This is a genomic window from Myxococcus sp. AS-1-15 (genome assembly GCF_020037055.1).
Classification (GTDB): Bacteria; Myxococcota; Myxococcia; order Myxococcales; family Myxococcaceae; genus Myxococcus; species Myxococcus fulvus.
Genome location: NZ_JAIQDF010000015.1, coordinates 64,895 through 82,285, shown reverse-complemented (window position 1 = coordinate 82,285; position 17,391 = coordinate 64,895). Strand labels below are relative to the sequence as shown.

Below are 17,391 nucleotides of genomic sequence, written 5' to 3'. Positions count from 1 at the left end.
GGGCGCGACGACAGCGCCTCGGGTGTCTGGTTTTGTTGGCGATGGAGCGCCCCGGGTGCGCGGGGCTACGGCAGGATGGCCGCGCCCGCCTCGCGCACGTAGCGGCCTCGCGGGAACTCCTTCAGGTACTGACGGTACTCGAGCTTCGCGTCCTGTCCCTGGAGTCGCTGTTCGAAGCAGCGCGCGCGCAGGTAGCGCGCCTGTTCGCGGTGTTTCTTGCGCGGGCTCTTGTCGGCGATCTCCTCCAGGCCGGCGAGGTAGTTCTCACAGCTGCGCTGACTGAGCTGGAGCCGCGCATACCCGAGGAACCTCTCGTCCGCGTCCTTTGACAGGAGCGCCTGGGGATTGTGGTCATCCTTCTTCGGCGGCGTGGCCTCCGCCACCTTCGTGGGCTGCGAGGGTGCAGTGGCGGGCGCGCGTGGCGGCGTCATGCGCTCCGTCACCGATGGGGCCGGGTAGGGCGCGAAGTCCTGCGACGGGTCGAGGGGAGAGGACGGCGGCTGGGTCGTGGCGACGGTGGCGGGAGGCTCTGCCTGGGGCGCGTCCTCGGTGTCGGGCGGCACGGCCACGGGGTCGGGCAGCTCGGGCGCAGGGGGGCTCTCGCGTTGAGGCGAGAGGGATGCGACCACGAGCTTCTTCGATTGCGCCTTCATCACCGGCGCCGTCGCGACGGCGGACTTCACCGTGCTCGGAGCCTGCGGCGCGTGGGCCACCGCGGGCAACACGTCCTGCGCTCGCGCGGGAGGGTTCGCGGCGGTGGGCACCGTGGTGCCGACATCCTGGGTCGAGGACTCGGTCGGACGCTCGAACACCTCCAGCGCTTCACGGTCCGGTTGGGACAACTTCTCCTGCTTCAGGGCCTGGTCGCGGGAGCGCAGCTCGACGCGCTCGCCAGCGCCCACCATGCGCGCGGGCTGTCCCTCCAGCTCCACGCGCACGCGGCCCTCGGACACCGCCACGGATGCGCCCAGCGCCGTGCGCTCCACGGTGAAGACCGTGCCGACCACGGACACGCGCAGGCCCGCGACGTCCACGCGGAAGCCGCGCCGCTCGGCGTGCGAGGCCTTCACCGACAAGCGGCCCTGATGCACCGTGAGGTGCACGTCGCTCGGCTCGGCCTTCGACAGCTCCACCTCGGAGCCCGCGGACACGCGGACCTGGCTTGCATCCGGGAGCCGCAACATCGCGGAGGCCTTCGCGGGCGTCTTCACCGCGACACCCGAGCGCAATCGCATCCCGGCGCGCAGCTCGCGCTCCTGCCCGCCCTGTTCCTTGAGCACCGCTCCCGGAACGCTGTCGGTCCGCGCGGGGTTGCCGTCCATCGCGAGCGACTCCACCGCGCTCTCCGAGGACGTCGTGCTGCCCGTGGACCCAGGCTGTTCCGCGAGCGCCTCGTCTGTCGACCTCGTCTGCTCTACGAGTTCCGTGCCCGCGGGCACGGTCGTCCGTCCCGCGAGCGCCTCGTCCGACGTCGTCGCCTTGCCCGCGAGCACCTCGCTCGTGGGCGTCCCGCGTGTCGTCGAGATGCTGATGAGGAAGAGCGCGAGCGCCACCGCACAGGCCCCCGCGAGTGCCAGGGCCCACGGCCATCGCGCGTGCTGTGCCCCGGTGCTCGCGGCCGCGTCGGTTCGTGCCCACGGCCACCGCGAGCGTTGTGCCCCCGAGCTCGCGGTCGCGTCGGTTCGTGCCCACGGCCACCGCGAGCGTTGTGCCCCCGAGCTCGCGGTCGCGTTGGTTCGCACCCACGGCCACCGCGTGCGTTGTGCCCCCGAGCTCGCGGTCGCGTCGGTTCGCACCCACGGCCACCGCGTGCGTTGTGCCCCCGAGCTCGCGGTCGCGTCGGTCCGCGCCCACGGCCACCGCGTGCGCTTCGCCTCCGTGCTCGCGGCGACCTTGGCTCTGAGGGCCGTGCCGACCGCGTCCCAGCGCACCACGGGCTCCACTTGACGGGCCTCGTGCAGCATGGCGCGACTCGTGCGGATCTGCTCCCACTGAGCGGCGCACGCGGGGCACTCGGACAGATGCGCCCGGATGCGCGCGGAGTCCTCGGCGCTCAGCTCGTCGGCCGCCAGCGACCACAGCGCGCCTGCCTCAGGGTGAGCCATACGGGCCTCCAGGGCGGCGGGTGGCGAGCAGTCGCTGCATGGCCTCGTTGAACTCCAATCTCGCGTGGTGCAGCCGGCTGCGGACGGTGTTGGGAGAGCTTCCCACGGCCTCGGCGATTTCGTCCGGGCTCATTCCGCACAGCTCGTAGTACACGAAGACGATTCGCTTCTTGGGCTTGAGCCGCTCCAGCGCCAGCTCCACCAGCCGGGCCGCCTGCCTGCGCTGCGCCGCGGCCTCCGGGTCCTCGCCCGAAGACTCGCACTCCGGCGGCTCCGCGACCGAGTCCTCCGGCCTCCTGCGCTTCCACCGCAGATGCGACAGCGCCACGTTCGAGCACACCCGATAGAAGAACGTCCGGAAGCGCGACTCACCCCGATAGCCCTTCACCGCCGTGAGCAGCCGCAGGTACGTCTCCTGGAGCAGGTCCTCCACGTCCACGCGATTGCCCACCAAGTGCCGCAAGGTGCGCGCCGCGTCCACCTTCGTCATTTCATACAGACGCTCGAAGGCGGTGAGGTCCCCATCCTGGAGCCGGCTCACGAGCAGCCGCAGCTGCGGCTCATCCGACGTGGGAGGTATGGCCGGACCTGGCCCAGGGCGCTCTTCGGGCGAGGCGGCGGTCGCCAGTGCCTGGGCATCACGGAGAATCACTGGACGCTCTCCCTCCGGGACCCGCCGCGAGGTTCCCCCTTGCAGGAGCGCCCCACCGTCCATGTGAAAGGTCCAGGTCAGCACACTACCTCCGTGCCCCTGGGTCGCCGCGGCGGCGTGGGACGATCAAAAAAGATTTTTGATCAGCCGTCAGCGCCCCGGAGTCCAACGCGGGTGAAACCGGACAACCCACCCGGTGGCCGGACCGGTTCCCCGTAGCTCGGAGTCCCCGCTCATGAGGCACAACCCCCTGCGACGCCTGCTGGCGCCGCTGCTCGTGCTGTTCGCCTTCCTCCAAGGCTGCATCATCCACGAGCCCGACGACAGTTGGATGGACGACGAGGACGTCTGCTACTGCTCCACCAACGCCGACTGTGATTCGGGTCAGCAGTGCGTCGGCGGGTACTGTCGAGACGTCGGCTCCGGCACCCAGCGGTGTTCCTCCTCGCTCGAGTGTCCCGGCACGCAGATCTGCCTCGACAACTTCTGTGCTCAGCCCTGCGTCCGCAACGGCGAGTGCCCCAGTGGTCGCTGTGAGGGCGGCTTCTGCACGCCCTCCTCCACGCCGCGCCCCGACGCGGGCACTCCCGATGGTGGTCCTCGTCCGGATGGCGGGTCGCGCCCCGACGGCGGTTCCCGCCCCGACGGTGGTATCGACGGTGGTCCCGTGACGGACGCGGGCCCCGGCCCCACGTGCTGGGTGAACGCGGACTGCGGCGCGGGCAACTACTGCATCAACAACCAGTGCGTGCGCGGCTGCTCGACGGACTCCAACTGCTCTGGCGACGAGGCGTGCGTCTCGGGCGTGTGCCGCCCGCGTCCGCCGGACCCGAACGCGTGCCGCTCGGCGTACGACTGCAGGGATGGCAAGGACTGCGTGGACGGCCAGTGCCGGGCGCAGTGCGAGTCCACCACGCAGTGCCCCGAGGACTACTCGTGCCAGATCGGCTACTGCCTGCCGATTCCCCACGGCGGTGAGTGCCGCGCCAACTGCGACTGCCCCTCCGGCCAGGTCTGCACCAACGGCCAGTGCCGCTCGCCGCAGCCGGAGCCGGGCCAGACGTGCATGGCCAACTGCGACTGCCCCTCCGGTCAGGTCTGCACCAGCGGCTACTGCCGTCCTCCGCAGCCGCCGCCTCCGCCTCCCGACGCGGGGCCGGGCACGTACTGCGCCGCCAACTGCGACTGCCCCTCCGGTCAGGTCTGCACCAACGGCTCCTGCCGCGCGCCCACGCCTCCGCCTCCCGACGCGGGCTCCAGCAACGTCTGCCGCGCCAACTGCGAGTGCCCGGAGAACCACGCGTGCACCGACGGCGTGTGCAAGCCCGTCAACCGCGGCAGTGGCCATGCCTGTGTGGCCAACTGCGAGTGCCCCGCGGGCGAGCGCTGCGTCGAGAACGCGTGCTGGCTGTAGCCAGGTGACGTCCCGGGTGGCGCCCTCGCTTCGTCAGGGCGCCACCATCCGCCAGCAACGGTGGATGTCCTTGCGCTGGAAGTCCTCGGGGATGGAGCCGGGCGTGAGCTCCTCCACGGACTTCCAGCCGCGCGTCGCCTTGGCGTCCAGTTGGAAGCCGAGGAAGTTGTTGGAGAAGTAGAGGACGCCTCCGGGGGACAGCAGCGTCCGGAGCGCGTCCAGCATGCGCACGTGGTCGCGCTGCACGTTGAAAGAGCCCGTCATCTTCTTCGACGTGGAGAAGGAGGGCGGGTCGCAGACGATGAGGTCGAAGCGCTCGGGGCCTCGGGCCTGGGCTTCCACCCAGGCCTTGGCGTCGCCGCGGACCAGCTCGTGGCGCGCGTCCGCCAGGCCATTGAGGTCCAGGTTGTCCTCGGCCCAGTCGAGGTACGTGTTGGACAGGTCCACCGTCACGGTGCTCGCGGCGCCGCCGGCGGCGGCGTAGACGGTGAACGCGCCCGTGTACGCGAAGAGGTTGAGGAAGCGCTTGCCCCGGACCTCCTCGCGCACGCGCTGGCGTGTGTCGCGGTGGTCCATGAAGAGGCCGGTGTCCAGGTAGTCGCCCAGGTTGACCCAGAACTTCAGGCCGCGCTCCTCGACGACGAGCCGACCGCTGCCCTCGCCCACGCGGCCATACTGCGCGCGGCCCCAGGGCTGGGGCGTGTGCGTCTTGACGAAGACGCGCTCGGCGGGCGTCTCGAGCACCTGGGTCACCGCGGCGAGGACCTCCTCGCGCTGCGTCTCCGCGGTGCCGGACTTGAGGGCCTTGCGGCGCGGGTACTCGGTGACGTGCACGCAGTCGCCGTAGATGTCGACCGCGTAGGGGTACTCGGGAATGTCCCGGTCATAGACGCGGAAGGCCGTCAGCCCCTGGGCGCGAGCCCACCTGCGGAAGTGCTTCGAGCCCTTGCGCAGCCGGTTGGCGAACATGCCGGCCTCCGCCTGGGGTGCCGCGTCGTCGCCGCCGTTGCCGTGAATACCTTGTGGGTCAGCCATGCCCAAGCGTCCCTCCGTCCAGACCACCGCGGCCCCACTCATCCCTGAGTCTCCGACGTACGACAAGCTCCGAGAAGCCGCTTCGGGCTGTCAGGCGTGTCCCTTGTGGAAGACGGGGACGCAGACCGTGTTCGGCGAGCCGGTGGGGAGGCCCGGTCCAGGCCCCAGGGTGATGCTGGTGGGCGAGCAGCCTGGAGACCAGGAGGACCGTGAGGGCAGGCCCTTCGTGGGGCCGTCCGGCAGGCTGCTGGACGAGGCGCTGGAGGAGGCCGGCATCGACCGCTCGCAGGCGTATGTCACCAACACGGTGAAGCACTTCAAGTGGACGGGGGACGGCAAGCGCCGCATCCACGCGAAGCCCAACACCACCGAGGTGCGCGCGTGCCTGCCGTGGCTCGAGGCGGAGATACAGGTGTTCCGCCCCGACATCCTCGTGTGCCTGGGGGCCACCGCGGCGCAGGCGCTGCTCGGCAAGGACTTCCGCGTGACGCAGCAGCGAGGGCAGCCGATTCCCTCCGCGTGGGCGCCCATCGTCGTGGCCACGGTGCACCCCTCGTCCATCCTGCGAGCGCCGGACCCGGAGGCCCGGGAGCGGCAGCGCGAGGCGTTCGTGGAGGACCTGCGCGCGGTGGCGCGGCTCATCCGCGAGGCGTCCTTGGACAGGGCAGGGGAGGACGCGCACGCGCCGAGGTGATGGCGGTGGGGCCGCGAAGGCAGAAGCCTTGTGGCCGTGAGCATGCGGTTGCGCCGTCACCCTCGCCGCAAAGCGTCCTCGCAGAGCGCAGGGGGCGTCAACGCGCCGAGGTGATTGCGGTGCGGCAGCGCGCGGAGAAGACTCCGCGCCATGAGCGTGCGCACCGAGAAGAACGGCCCCGTCACCACCGTCGTCCTCCACCGTCCCGAGGTGCGCAACGCCGTGGACGGTGCCACCGCGCAGCTCCTCGCGGACGCCTTCCGCGCGTTCGACGCGGACACGGAGTCGCGAGTCGGCGTCCTCTACGGCGACGGAGGCACCTTCTGCGCGGGCGCGGACCTCAAGGCCGTCTCCGAAGGCCGCATGCCGCGTCTCCAGATGGACGGCGACGGTCCCATGGGCCCCTCGCGCATGGTGCTGGGCAAGCCCGTCATCGCGGCCATCAGCGGCCACGCCGTCGCCGGGGGCCTGGAGCTGGCGCTGTGGTGTGATTTGCGCGTCGTCGAGGAGGACGCGGTGCTCGGCGTCTTCTGCCGGCGCTGGGGCGTGCCGCTCATCGACGGCGGCACCGTGCGGCTGCCCCGGCTCATCGGGTTGTCCCGGGCCCTGGACCTCATCCTCACCGGCCGCCCCGTGTCCGCCCAGGAGGCGCTGGGCATGGGGCTGGTCAACCGCGTCGTCCCCAAGGGCCAGGCTCGGGAGGCCGCCGAGGCGCTCGCCCGGGAGGTGGCCGACTTCCCCCAGGCCTGCATGAACGCGGACCGCGCCTCGGCCTACGCCCAGGGGGGCCTCTCCCAGGAAGAAGCACTGCGTCAGGAGTTCATCCGGGGCGTCAAGGTGCTGGAGTCCGAGTCCGTCCCGGGGGCCACCCGCTTCGCGAAGGGGGCCGGGCGGCACGGGAAGTTCGAGTAATGCGGAGGTGCTGATGCACGGCCCGGGGGCCTGTGTTAGTCCCCCCGCCATGCGCTTCGACACCCTCGCCATTCATGCCGGCCAGGAGCCGGACCCCACGACGGGCGCCATCATGACCCCCGTCTACCTGACCTCCACCTACGTCCAGGACGGGCCGGGGGAACACAAGGGCTACGAGTACAGCCGTACGCAGAACCCCACCCGCAAGGCGCTCCAGGACTGTCTGGCCGCGCTCGAGGGCGCGAAGTACGGCGCCGCCTTCGCCTCCGGCCTCGCGGGCACCGACATGCTGATGCACATGTTGGATCACGGTGACCACGTCATCGTCTCCGACGACGTGTACGGCGGCACCTTCCGCCTGTTCGACAAGGTCTACAAGCGCTGCGGCTTGAACTTCTCCTTCGTCGACCTGTCCCAGCCGGGCGCCTTCGAGAAGGCGATTACCCCGAAGACGAAGATGGTGTGGGTGGAGACGCCCACCAACCCGATGCTCAAGCTCATCGACCTGGCCGCCATCGCCCAGGTCGCCAAGAAGCACAACATCCTCGCCGTCGCCGACAACACGTTCATGACGCCGTACTTCCAGCGCCCGCTGGACCTCGGCTTCGACGTGGTGGCGCACTCCACCACCAAGTACCTCAACGGCCACAGCGACGTGGTGGGCGGCTTCGTCTGCACCAGCCGCGATGACGTCGCCGAGCGGATGTACTTCCTCCAGAACGCGGTGGGCGGCGTGTCCGGCGCGTTCGACAGCTTCCTCGTGCTGCGTGGCGTGAAGACGCTCCACGTCCGCATGGACCGCCACGCGCACAACGCGATGAAGGTGGCCCAGTACCTGGCCACGCACCCGAAGGTGAAGAAGGTCACCTACCCGGGCCTGGAGACGCACCCGCAGCACGCGCTCGCCAAGCAGCAGATGACGGGCTTCGGCGGCATGCTGACGTTCGACATCCACGGCGGCCTGGAGGCGGCGCGCACCTTCCTCAAGACGGTGAAGGTCTTCGCCTGCGCGGAGTCGCTCGGCGGCGTCGAGTCCCTCATCGAGCACCCGGCCATCATGACCCACGCCTCCGTGCCCAAGGAGACGCGCGAGAAGCTCGGCATCGCCGACGGCTTCATCCGCCTGTCCGTGGGCATCGAGGACTCGCGGGACCTCATCGATGACCTGGCCCAGGCGCTCGACGCGGCGAAGTAGCCCGCGTCTCCACCTGGCAGGCCGCTGACCCAGGGCCTCCTTGCTCCCCCTGCTCGGGGCGCATGGAGGCCCTTCGTCCGTGCGCGCCCTGACGGCCGTGGCTCGCGCTCGGCTGCCCAGCCGCCTGGGAGGATGCGCGACTGTCGGGTATCGGAATGTTCAGCGGTGCGGGTCGATTGGGGGCCGACCATGAGCAACCGACCGATTCTCTCCGCTTGCCTGCTGGGCGTGCTGTGTTCGGCCGTCTCCGGCTGTGACGAGCCCCTCTCTTCTCCCGACAAGTCCGCGCCCGTCGAGACGCCCGCTCCCGAGGCCTCCGACGTCGCCGGGACTCCGCTGACGGCGCCCGACTGCCGCATCCTCACCACGCAGCTGGCGACGGCGAGTGGCGATGACGGTGCTGGCAGCGTCGCCGCGAACTCGCAGGACGATGACGTGTCGACGCGCTGGAGCGGGCCGGGCGTGGGCGCGTTCCTCACGATGGACCTGGGCTCGTCGCAGTCCGTGGCGGGCGTCACCGTGGCGTGGCACCGCGGCAACGAACGACAGAACCACTTCGTCCTCTCCACGTCCGTGGACGGCGTGAGCTTCACCCAGGCCCTCGCGGGAGACAGTGCGCTGAACACACAGGCGCAGACGTATGCGTTCAGCGCGCGTCAGGCGCGCTACGTGCGCGTCACCGTGAACGGGAACACGGTGAACGACTGGGCCTCCATCACCGAGGCGCGAGCGTGTGGTGAGCGCACGGTGCCGCCCGCGCCCACGGCGGACTCGGGGCCCGTGCTGCCGCGCCTGCCGTACCTCCAGAGCGTGGGACCCACGAGCGCCATCATCGCGTTCCGCTCGGGTGTGTCGTGTACGCCCTTCGTGCGCTTCGGTGACGGCTCGCTGCTGGCGCGCACGGCGACGGCCACCGTCGCGGGCTGGCGTCACGCGGTGAAGCTGGAGGGACTGCGGCCGGGACAGTCCTATGGGTACAGCGTGGAGGCGTGCGGCTCCGTCACGGGGCTGCGGACGTTCCGCACGGCGTCGGCTCCGGGGACGCCGCGCGTGCGCTTCACGACGATGGGGGACTTCGGCACGGGCGGCTCCGCGCAGTCGAAGGTGATGGCGGCGATGAACAAGCCCGAGTGGCGCGGGGAGTTCCTCGTCGCGCTGGGGGACAACGCCTACTCCTCCGGCACGGACCAGGAGTTCCAGGACCGGATGTTCAAGCCCATGGCCGCGCTGCTGCGCGAGGTGCCGGTGTTCCCCGTGCTGGGCAATCACGAGTACGTGACGAGCCAGGGCCAGCCCTACCTCGACAACTTCTACCTGCCGGCGAACAACCCCGCCAAGAGCGAGCGCTACTACTCGTTCGATTGGGGCAACGTGCACTTCGTGGCGCTCGACTCCAACTGCGCCATCGGCATGGCGTCCTCGGACCGGTGCTCGGCATCCGCGCAGCAGGCGTGGGCCGAGCAGGACCTGGCGGCGAGCAAGCTTCCGTGGAAGGTCGTCTTCTTCCACCACCCGGCCTGGTCCAGCGGCGAGCATGGCTCCCAGCTCACCGTGCGCCGCGCCTACGCGCCGATGTTCGAGAAGCACGGCGTGGACCTGGTGCTCACGGGGCATGACCACAACTACGAGCGCAGCAAGCCGATGAAGGGCGACGCGGTGGCGCCGTCGGGCACGCGCGGCATCCCCTACGTCGTGGTCGGCAGCGGCGGCGCGACGCTGCGCTCCTTCCCGAGCAGCCAGCCCTCGTGGACGGCGCTGCGCGACAACCAGGTGTACGGCTTCATGGATGTCATCGTGGATGGCGGCACATTGACGGCGCGGCTCATCACCTCCACGGGCACCGTGCGCGACACCCTCACGCTCACGAAGACGCTGCCGACGACGTGGATGACGACGACGAAGCTCGAAGCGATGGAGACAGTGCCCGGTCCCGTCGACGACCCGGCCCGCATGCCGGAGAGCCTGCGGGCCCGGCCTCCGCTGCCTCCCGCGGACCGGCTGGAGGACGTGGCGGATGCGCCCGAGCCGCCCGTGCTCAGTGCGGAGGAGGTCCCGTAGCGCCTGAGCCCTCGCCACGGCGGAGCGTGCGCCGTGGCGAGCCTTCACCTCATCAGTGCCGCGAGTCCTTCGCCTGGATGGCGGCTTCCAGTCGGGACAGGCCGCGCTTGAGCTCGGCGAGCTCGCTCTTGAGCGCATCGACCTCCGCGGTCTTCTCTCGCAGCTCGCGCGTGCGGACCTCCAGCGCCTGGATGGCGGCCAGGTTGACGCCGTCCATGTCCAGCTGTCCGATGGTCTTGTCCCCCGCGCCCAGGCCGAAGGCCGCGTGGAAGTCCTGCGCCACCGGACCCAGGTGACGCACCTCGCTTGCCTCGCCCTTGAAGCGCCAGGTGGAGATGGGCAGCCTGGCGACCTTCGTCAGCAGCGCCTCGCCGTCGACCTGGCGGAAGTCCTCCTTCAGGTTCCGGTCCGACGAGCACTCCCACCCCGCGGAGTTCGTGCGCAGCTCGCAGCGCGAGCCCAGGTTGGCGCTCGTGTAGAACATGACACCGCCCGCGGCGCGGACCATGAACTGGTTGTCGTTGACGATGCTGGCCGTGCTCACGCCGGAGCGGTCTCCCCAGATGAACGCGCCCGTCTTCCCGTTCGTCGACACATCCTGTCCGAGCGCGAAGCTGTAGTTGCCGGTGGCCTGGACGCTTGCGCCAATCGCCAGCGCGCCGCGGCCCGAGACCGTGTTCCCGGTGCCGAGCCCGATGGCGGAGAGTCCGGTGACGTTGTTGCCGCTCCCCATCGCGATGCCGCCCACCTCGCTGGTGGTGTTCCCTGCGCCCAGCGCGATGGAGCTGTCACCGCGCGCCACGTTGTCCTTCCCCATGGCGAACGACGCGGCCCCCTTGGCCAGCGAGCGATAGCCACCCGCCCAGGAGAAGTTGCCGACGCTGCCGTCGTCCCACTGCGTCTCCGTGTAGCCCGCGCGGAACGCCGCGAGGCCCGGCGCCCACATCAGCCGGGTGCCCGCGCCCGACACCGGCAATAGCCCCTTGTCCACCTCGCCGCTCGCCACCAGGCCTCCCGCCGAGTCCACGGTGAAGACCGGGAACTGCTTCCAGCTCGCGCCCGCCGACGTGGTGTTCAGCACCCTGAGCAGCGGACCCGGCGACTCGACGGTGGAGGCCGCGTCGACGAGCAGGTCCGAGCGCGTCGACAGCTGCCCGTGGGTGGTGCCCGAGCCCGTGAGCGCGAAGGAGCCCGTCTGCGCGGCGGTGGTGTTCTGCACGTAGTGCGCGCTGCCCGCCAGGGGGGCTCGCGCATCCGTGAGCCTCGGGTCGCTGGTCGGCACCGGCGCGTTGGCGCCGTCGTAGCGCACCCGCAGGACGTTGCCTTCCAACGCCAGCCCCTCGCCCACCTCCCAGCCGGTGCCACTCGGCCCCTGGGGACCTTGAGGGCCCTGCGGCCCCTGGAGTCCCTCGGCGCCGCGCGCTCCATCCGAGCCACAGCCCAGCCCCGCGAAGGTGACGCCCAGCGCGGCCAGCCATGTCCTGACACCCATTCGATTCCTCCTGGCGAGATAGGGCCCGAAGTCTAGCGCCCTACGCGCCAGGTAATCTCGGAGAGATGGGTTCTCTCCGTGTCCTACCCGGGTGCCGGTGAACGATACGCCCCAGGGGCAGTGACGCGTCTCGCGCCCGGTGTGGGGACAGGCGCGGCATTGTCGGGCGCTGGGGGGCCTGGCGAGGGCGCCGCATTTCGGACACCGGTTGATGACGGCGGTGTCGGGCGGGCTCGGCCAGGAGCCGGCGTTCGAGGTGGCGGGAGGGGCCTTCCTTCCCCGTCCTTGAAGGGGCGCGGGCTTCGAATGGCCCGCGCCCCCTCACTCCTCAGCGGTGCTCCTCCTGTTGTACTGGAGGGGCGAGAGGCTCCTCATATGAGCCCCACCGCGGTTGCCCACGGGCGCTCGCGCGTGAGCCGGCAGAGCGCGTCGCGCCGAAACATCGGACGAATCAAGCCCGGGCTACATGCAGCGGTTTTCACAGACACCCAGCAGACAGAACCAGCACGGGCCCACGCACGTGGGTCGACAGGCCGCGTTGGAGTGCTCGCTGGTGGCGAGCGTCATGTCCGAGGGCGGCAGGCTCACCGTCTCCTCACAGGTCGTCTCGCCCGTGTCCTGGACGAGCGCGGCGGAGGTCTCCCCCGTGGACAGGGCGGCGAGCCCCACCACGAGCAGGGTGCACAGCAACATGAACAGGGACCGCTGGCGCTCGAGCTTCGCGAACATCCGTGTCTCCTTGGTGGTGTCGGGATGAGGCCCCGCCAGTCTGTCATGAAGCGCACTTAATGAGAAAATCGAGCAATCGATGTGATGGGCGAGGAGGGGACGCAAGGCGTTGCCGCGGCACGTCGAGCGGCCTATGGAAGAGGTCATGCGCTACTTCGACGACTTCCAACCCGGCGAGGCGAGTGAGGCCGGCCCCTACGTGGTCTCCCGCGAGGAGATCATCGCCTTCGCGAAGCAGTTCGACCCGCAGCCCTTCCACCTGAGCGACGAGGGTGGGCGCGAGGGCATCTTCGGAGGACTCATCGCCAGCGGGTGGCACACCGCGTCCATCTGCCACAAGCTGGCGGTGGAGCACCTGTTGAGCAAGACCGCGAGCCTGGGTTCACCGGGCCTGGACGAGCTGCGCTGGCTCAAGCCCGTGCGTCCCGGTGACGCGCTCACCGCGCGCTTCGAGGTGCTCTCCACCACGCCGTCGCGCAGCAAGGCGGACCGGGGCGCCATCAAGTTCCGCTTCGAGGTGCGCAACCAGCACGGCGAGGTGGTGATGACGGAGGTCGCCAACGCGCTGTTCGCCCGGCGGCCCGAGGCGAAGTAGGGCGCGCTCCGGTGCTGACATGCGGGGGCTCGGGTGGGCACCCCGCGTCGGTGCTCAGCGCTCCGCCATCAGCTTGTTGAGCACCGGATAGGAGATGCCCGCCTCCGGAGCGGGGGCGGCGGCGCCGTCTCGCAGGAACTCCGTGGAGAGCGCGGCCACGCGGCCGAGGATGGACTGGGCCATGCCCGCGCCGGCGCTGACGCGGCGCACGCCGAGCGCGGCGAGCTCCGACGCGGCGGGCAGCCCCGCCATCGCCATGAGGTTCACCGGCAGCCCGGCCTCGGATGTCACGACCTTGATTTCCGCGGGCGTCTTCAAGCCCGGCACGAAGAGCCCGTCCGCGCCCGCCGCCTTGTAGCGCCGCGCCCGCGACAGCGTCTCCTCCACGCGCTTGTCCGCCGGACCGATGCCCTTCAGGAACACATCCGTGCGCGCGTTGATGAACAGGTCCAGCCCGCGCCCGGCCACCGCGCGCTTCACCGCTTCAATCTTCGCGCACAAGAGGTCCGCGCTCCCGGAGCCGTCCTCCAGGTTGATGCCCACGCCCCCCGCGTCGAGCACGCCGAGCGCCACCTCACCCACCGCCTTCGGGTCGTCCGAGTAACCGCCCTCCATGTCCACCGTCAGCGGCACCTTCACCACGCGCGCGATGGAGGCCACGGTGTCGAGCAACCGGCTCACCGGCAGCGCGTCTCCGTCCGGGTACCCCTGGGCCCACGCCACCCCCGCGCTCGTGGTGGCGAGCGCCTTGGCACCCAGGCTCTCCATGACGCGCGCGCTGCCCGCGTCCCATGCGTTGACCAGCAACAACAGCCCCGCCTCGTGCAGCTGGCGGAAGGCTCGAATCGAATCGGAAGGCGCGACAGGCATGGGGTGGTCCTCGAGGGGTGTGGGGGAGTGGGCCCGCGTCGACGTCAGGACTTCAAGAGGGGCAGGGCCCTGGACTCGTGGCTGAGTAACCAGCGCTTGCGCTGGATGCCACCTCCATAACCCGTGAGCGAGCCATTGGCGCCCACCACGCGATGACACGGCACGACGATGCCCACGGGGTTCGCTCCATTGGCCAGTCCCACCGCCCGCACCGCCGCGGGCCGACCGATTCTGCGCGCGAGCTCCGAGTAGGAGACGGTGCTCCCACACGGAATCGAGCGCAGCGCGGCCCACACCTCGCGCTGGAAGTCGGTGCCCGCGGTCCTCACGGGCAGCGTGTCGATGACGTCGAGCCTGCCGGAGAAATACGCGCGCATCGTGCCGGTGAGCCCGCCCGGGTCGCGCGCCTCCTCCAGCGTATACCCCTTCTCGCCGTAGTGCAGGCGCAGCAACTGGAGCATGCGCGCCTCGTGCTCCGTCCAGTCCACGGCGCGCAGGTGGCCCTCGCGGTCCGCGATGATGACCAGCTCGCCGATGGGCGTGTCCGTCCTGTCGATGAGGAATCGTGCCGTCGTCTCAGCCATGGCGCACCTCCGGAAGGCGAGGGCGCGGACCCGGATCCGCGGCCCACAGGTGTTGCGCGGCGTAGGCCCGCCAGGGCCGCCAGGGCTCCGCGCGTCGCAGCAGCGCCTCGGGCGTGGGTCGCGCGCCTTCGTCCGTGGCCGCGCTCCTCAGGAGCGCCACGTCGCTCGCGGGGAACGCGTCCGTCTCGCGCAGCGCGCGCAGGGCGATGTACTGCGCGGTCCACTCGCCCACGCCGCGGATGGAGCGCAGCCGGGCGATGCCCTCCTCGACGGTGCCGAACGGCTGGAACAACAGCGGGTCCGCCAGCGCCGCCTCGGCCATGGCCTTGAGGGCCGCCTTGCGCGCGGACGGCATGCCCAGCGCGCCCAGGTCCGCGTGGGCCACGCGCTCCGGTGACGGGAACACCCGCGTCAGCCCCGAGGGCAACCCCTCCACGGGCCCCTCACAGCACAGCGCCACCAGTCGGCCCGCGAGCCCGCGCGCCGCCTCCACCGAGACCTGTTGTCCGAGGATGGCGCGCACCGCCAGCTCGAACCCGTCCCAGGCGCCCGGAGCCCGCAGGCCGGGCCGCTGCGCCACGAGGCCCGCGAGGAACGGGTCCTTCGACAGGTGCTCGCCAATCGCCTCGATGTCCGCGCCCACGTCGAACACGCGCCGCACGCGCGCGACGATGGCCGGCAGCGATTGCACGCGCGCGAAGCGGATGCACACCACCAGGTTGTTGCGCCCCGGCTCGTGGGACACCTCCACCGTCCCCACGGCCCCGTCCTGGGACACGGTGCGCTGGTAGCTTGCGCCGTGCACGCGCTCCACGCCCTCGATGGCGCGCGCGGAGAGATAGGCGAGCATCGCGGCCCAGTCATACGGGGGCCGGTAGCGCAGCCGCAGCGTCACGCCCGCGTCCGCGGGCTGCTCGGTCACGCTCTTGCGGCGCAGCGCGCCTGGCGCCCGCTGGTAGAGCGCCTGGAAGGTCTCGTTGAAGCGGCGGATGCTGCCAAAGCCCGAGGCCAGCGCCACCTGGGACAGCGGCATGCGCGTCTCCTGGATGAGCTGCTTGGCGAAGAGCACGCGCCGCGTCTGCGCCACGGCCACCGGCGTCGCGCCCAGGTGCTGCTTGAACAGGCGGCGCAGCTGCCGGTCTCCCACGCCCAGCCGCTCCGCCAGCGCGTCCACGCCCGCCTCGCCGCCGTCCAGCGCGCCCTCCGCGATGAGCGCGAGCGCGCGCGACACGGTGTTGGACGTGCCCCGCCACGAGGCCAGGTCCGGCGCCGTCTCCGGGCGGCAGCGCAGGCACGGCCGGAAGCCCTCCTCCTGCGCGGCGGCGGCCGACGCGTGGAACCGGCAGTTCTCCTTCTTCGGCGTGCGGGCCGGGCAGACAGGGCGGCAGTAGATGCCCGTGGACGTCACCCCGACGAAGAGTCGGCCGTCGAAGCGGGCATCCCGCGACTGGAGCGCGCGGTAGCAGGCGTCGGTGTCGAGCAGGTCCATGCCCCGGACAGTGTCACCCGCGTGGCCCGCACGCTCGCGGTTTTCGGACATGAATGGCCCTACCGGCCCCATCCTTTCCGCGCGGACACCGCCCGGCTAGGCTCACGCGGTCTGGCCTGCCACGGGCCTTGGGGGGAGCACGACATGATCATCGTCTACCAGTCGCTGGAATCCACCGGAAAGAAGGAGGACTCCCTGGGGACGGCGCTCATGGGCAACTCGTTCAAGCACGGGGCGCAGTCCAACGTGGGGGAGATCTACCCCCTGGACAACAACCAGACGCTGACCTTCCAGACGCCCGTCTACGACCTGGTCGCGAAGAAGATGACCTTCCCCTCGTCGACCATCCAGTTCGCGACCCAGGTCGAGTCGAAGGCCCTCTCGTCCCGCTACGACAAGGAGCGCAAGGAGCCCGGCGAGGGCAAGGCGCTGCTGTTGAGCTTCATGAAGGGCGTCATCGACACCATTACGAAGAGCGTGATGAACCGGACGCGCTCCAAGGGCGAGCTCCCCAGCGTGCGCCTGCCGGGCATCATCGTGTTGGGCGAGGCCTTCACGACGGACCTGCTCAAGGACCTGGGCGTCAGCTCCGTGGGGGGCTATCGGGTCGTCACGGGGATGAACCCCACGGGGGACTCACGCCACCGCTTCACCGTCCTCTTGCGCGAGGACCTGAACCTCCGCGACAGCGACATCGAGATGTTCCCGTACACGCTCACGTCCAACGACAACAAGGACGAGCAGGCCCGCTGCGTCATCCTGCGGGTCATGGGCTGGCTGATGGCGTTCGTGCACACGCCCAACGCCATCTGCAAGGACAGCACGCGGGTCATCAAGTATCTGGCGAACAACGCCAAGAACGTCACCACGAAGGAGAAGCTCGACCTGGTGATGGGCGACACGAATCAACCCACGAGCGACTTCGTCAAGAGCACCCTGAAGAATCAGCTCGGCGGTGAGGACTGGGTGTCGAGCGTGCTCGACGACAAGCAGGAGCTCGTCGGCTTCGGCGGGCACAACGTGTTCAGCATCTCCGGCACGAACAGCACCTTCAAGACGCACTTCGACATCGCGTGCACGCCGCACATGACGGCGGTGGTCCGCGACGGCAAGGTGTTCGGGTTCGACGAGGACGACTCCAAGGCGAACCCGGCATTTGTCTTCCACGGGCTGACGGACAAGTTCACCGAGCTCGAGGGCAAGGCCTACGCCTACAGCGACCACAACGGCGTCATCGTCGAGGTGCTCCGCCAGAAGTCCGTCTACGCCCAGCGCGAGCGCAAGCGCAAGGAGGAGCGCTGCTCGGACTGCCGCCGTCCGCTGACGGCGCTGGACCAGCTCGCGGGCAGACACCTGACGTGTCGCTACGCGCCCCTGGCCCTGCGGTGGAATCCGCCCGATGGCGAGGACGACGATGGGGAGGCGCCCGAGCGACAGTTCAAGAAGCGCAAGCCCGAGCCGCCTCCCGACAACGGCCTCGGCAACGGCTGACGAGGCCTGCCTGGAAGCACGAAGGGCCTCCCACCGGCGAACGGTGAGAGGCCCTCTGTGTGAACGACGTCGGCGC

Annotated in this window: 15 protein-coding genes; 7 read left to right on the top strand and 8 right to left on the bottom strand. The window is 70.5% G+C overall.

What is annotated here, in order from left to right; all coding sequences use genetic code 11:
• Positions 1-65 precede the first annotated feature (65 nt).
• Entirely contained in the window at positions 66-2,105 is a 2,040-nt protein-coding gene (locus tag K8625_RS32835; RefSeq protein ID WP_223784942.1) for a FecR domain-containing protein, read from the bottom strand.
• Positions 2,092-2,757 carry an RNA polymerase sigma factor gene (locus K8625_RS32830; RefSeq protein ID WP_223750618.1) on the bottom strand — a complete coding sequence of 222 codons (666 nt, stop codon included), beginning with the start codon at positions 2,755-2,757 and terminating at the stop codon, positions 2,092-2,094. The genes K8625_RS32835 and K8625_RS32830 overlap by 14 nt, the downstream gene beginning before the upstream one ends.
• A 235-nt stretch (positions 2,758-2,992) precedes the next feature.
• On the opposite strand from K8625_RS32830, the gene K8625_RS32825 reads away from it, so the two are divergent.
• Positions 2,993-4,171 (top strand): hypothetical protein, encoded by a 1,179-nt coding sequence (locus K8625_RS32825; protein WP_223784941.1) that lies wholly within the window; start codon positions 2,993-2,995, stop codon positions 4,169-4,171.
• Between the two features lie 33 nt (positions 4,172-4,204).
• Here the strand turns inward: K8625_RS32825 and K8625_RS32820 are convergent, their stop codons facing one another.
• Complete coding sequence (locus tag K8625_RS32820; protein ID WP_370640424.1) at positions 4,205-5,206, bottom strand: class I SAM-dependent methyltransferase; 1,002 nt, start codon at positions 5,204-5,206, stop codon at positions 4,205-4,207.
• Here K8625_RS32820 and K8625_RS32815 point away from each other — a divergent pair.
• From K8625_RS32815 to K8625_RS32800, 4 genes are all read left to right on the top strand, one after another.
• Complete coding sequence (locus tag K8625_RS32815) at positions 5,205-5,900, top strand: UdgX family uracil-DNA binding protein (RefSeq protein WP_223784940.1); 696 nt, start codon at positions 5,205-5,207, stop codon at positions 5,898-5,900. The genes K8625_RS32820 and K8625_RS32815 overlap by 2 nt on opposite strands.
• A gap of 150 nt (positions 5,901-6,050) precedes the next feature.
• Positions 6,051-6,812, top strand: coding sequence for a crotonase/enoyl-CoA hydratase family protein (locus tag K8625_RS32810; protein WP_223784939.1), 762 nt, complete (start codon positions 6,051-6,053; stop codon positions 6,810-6,812).
• A 49-nt stretch (positions 6,813-6,861) separates the two neighbouring features.
• The gene (locus tag K8625_RS32805) at positions 6,862-8,007 is read left to right on the top strand and encodes a cystathionine gamma-synthase (RefSeq protein ID WP_223750623.1); all 1,146 of its coding nucleotides are present in this window, start codon (positions 6,862-6,864) and stop codon (positions 8,005-8,007) included.
• A 189-nt stretch (positions 8,008-8,196) separates the two neighbouring features.
• Positions 8,197-10,065: a metallophosphoesterase gene (locus tag K8625_RS32800; RefSeq protein ID WP_223784938.1), complete on the top strand. Its 1,869-nt coding sequence runs from the start codon at positions 8,197-8,199 to the stop codon at positions 10,063-10,065.
• Positions 10,066-10,117: 52 nt separating this feature from the next.
• Here K8625_RS32800 and K8625_RS32795 read toward each other — a convergent pair whose 3' ends face one another.
• Together K8625_RS32795 and K8625_RS32790 are read right to left on the bottom strand one after the other, a co-directional pair.
• Positions 10,118-11,557 (bottom strand): tail fiber domain-containing protein, encoded by a 1,440-nt coding sequence (locus K8625_RS32795; protein WP_223750625.1) that lies wholly within the window; start codon positions 11,555-11,557, stop codon positions 10,118-10,120.
• A gap of 462 nt (positions 11,558-12,019) precedes the next feature.
• Positions 12,020-12,286, bottom strand: coding sequence for a hypothetical protein (locus K8625_RS32790; RefSeq protein WP_223784937.1), 267 nt, complete (start codon positions 12,284-12,286; stop codon positions 12,020-12,022).
• 145 nt (positions 12,287-12,431) lie between these two features.
• Between K8625_RS32790 and K8625_RS32785 the strand changes: the two genes are divergently transcribed.
• The gene (locus K8625_RS32785) at positions 12,432-12,881 is read left to right on the top strand and encodes a MaoC family dehydratase (RefSeq protein WP_223750646.1); all 450 of its coding nucleotides are present in this window, start codon (positions 12,432-12,434) and stop codon (positions 12,879-12,881) included.
• A gap of 54 nt (positions 12,882-12,935) precedes the next feature.
• Here K8625_RS32785 and K8625_RS32780 read toward each other — a convergent pair whose 3' ends face one another.
• The 3 genes from K8625_RS32780 to K8625_RS32770 are packed head-to-tail and all read right to left on the bottom strand — an operon-like array spanning position 12,936 to position 15,824.
• On the bottom strand, positions 12,936-13,751 hold the full coding sequence (locus K8625_RS32780) for an isocitrate lyase/phosphoenolpyruvate mutase family protein (protein ID WP_223784936.1): 816 nt from the start codon (positions 13,749-13,751) through the stop codon (positions 12,936-12,938).
• 44 nt (positions 13,752-13,795) lie between these two features.
• Positions 13,796-14,335 (bottom strand): methylated-DNA--[protein]-cysteine S-methyltransferase, encoded by a 540-nt coding sequence (gene ogt / locus K8625_RS32775; RefSeq protein ID WP_223784935.1) that lies wholly within the window; start codon positions 14,333-14,335, stop codon positions 13,796-13,798.
• Positions 14,328-15,824, bottom strand: coding sequence for an AlkA N-terminal domain-containing protein (locus K8625_RS32770; protein ID WP_223784998.1), 1,497 nt, complete (start codon positions 15,822-15,824; stop codon positions 14,328-14,330). The genes ogt and K8625_RS32770 overlap by 8 nt, the downstream gene beginning before the upstream one ends.
• A 144-nt stretch (positions 15,825-15,968) precedes the next feature.
• On the opposite strand from K8625_RS32770, the gene K8625_RS32765 reads away from it, so the two are divergent.
• Positions 15,969-17,315, top strand: a complete 1,347-nt coding sequence (locus K8625_RS32765; RefSeq protein ID WP_223784934.1) for a hypothetical protein — start codon at positions 15,969-15,971, stop codon at positions 17,313-17,315.
• Positions 17,316-17,391: the final 76 nt, after the last annotated feature.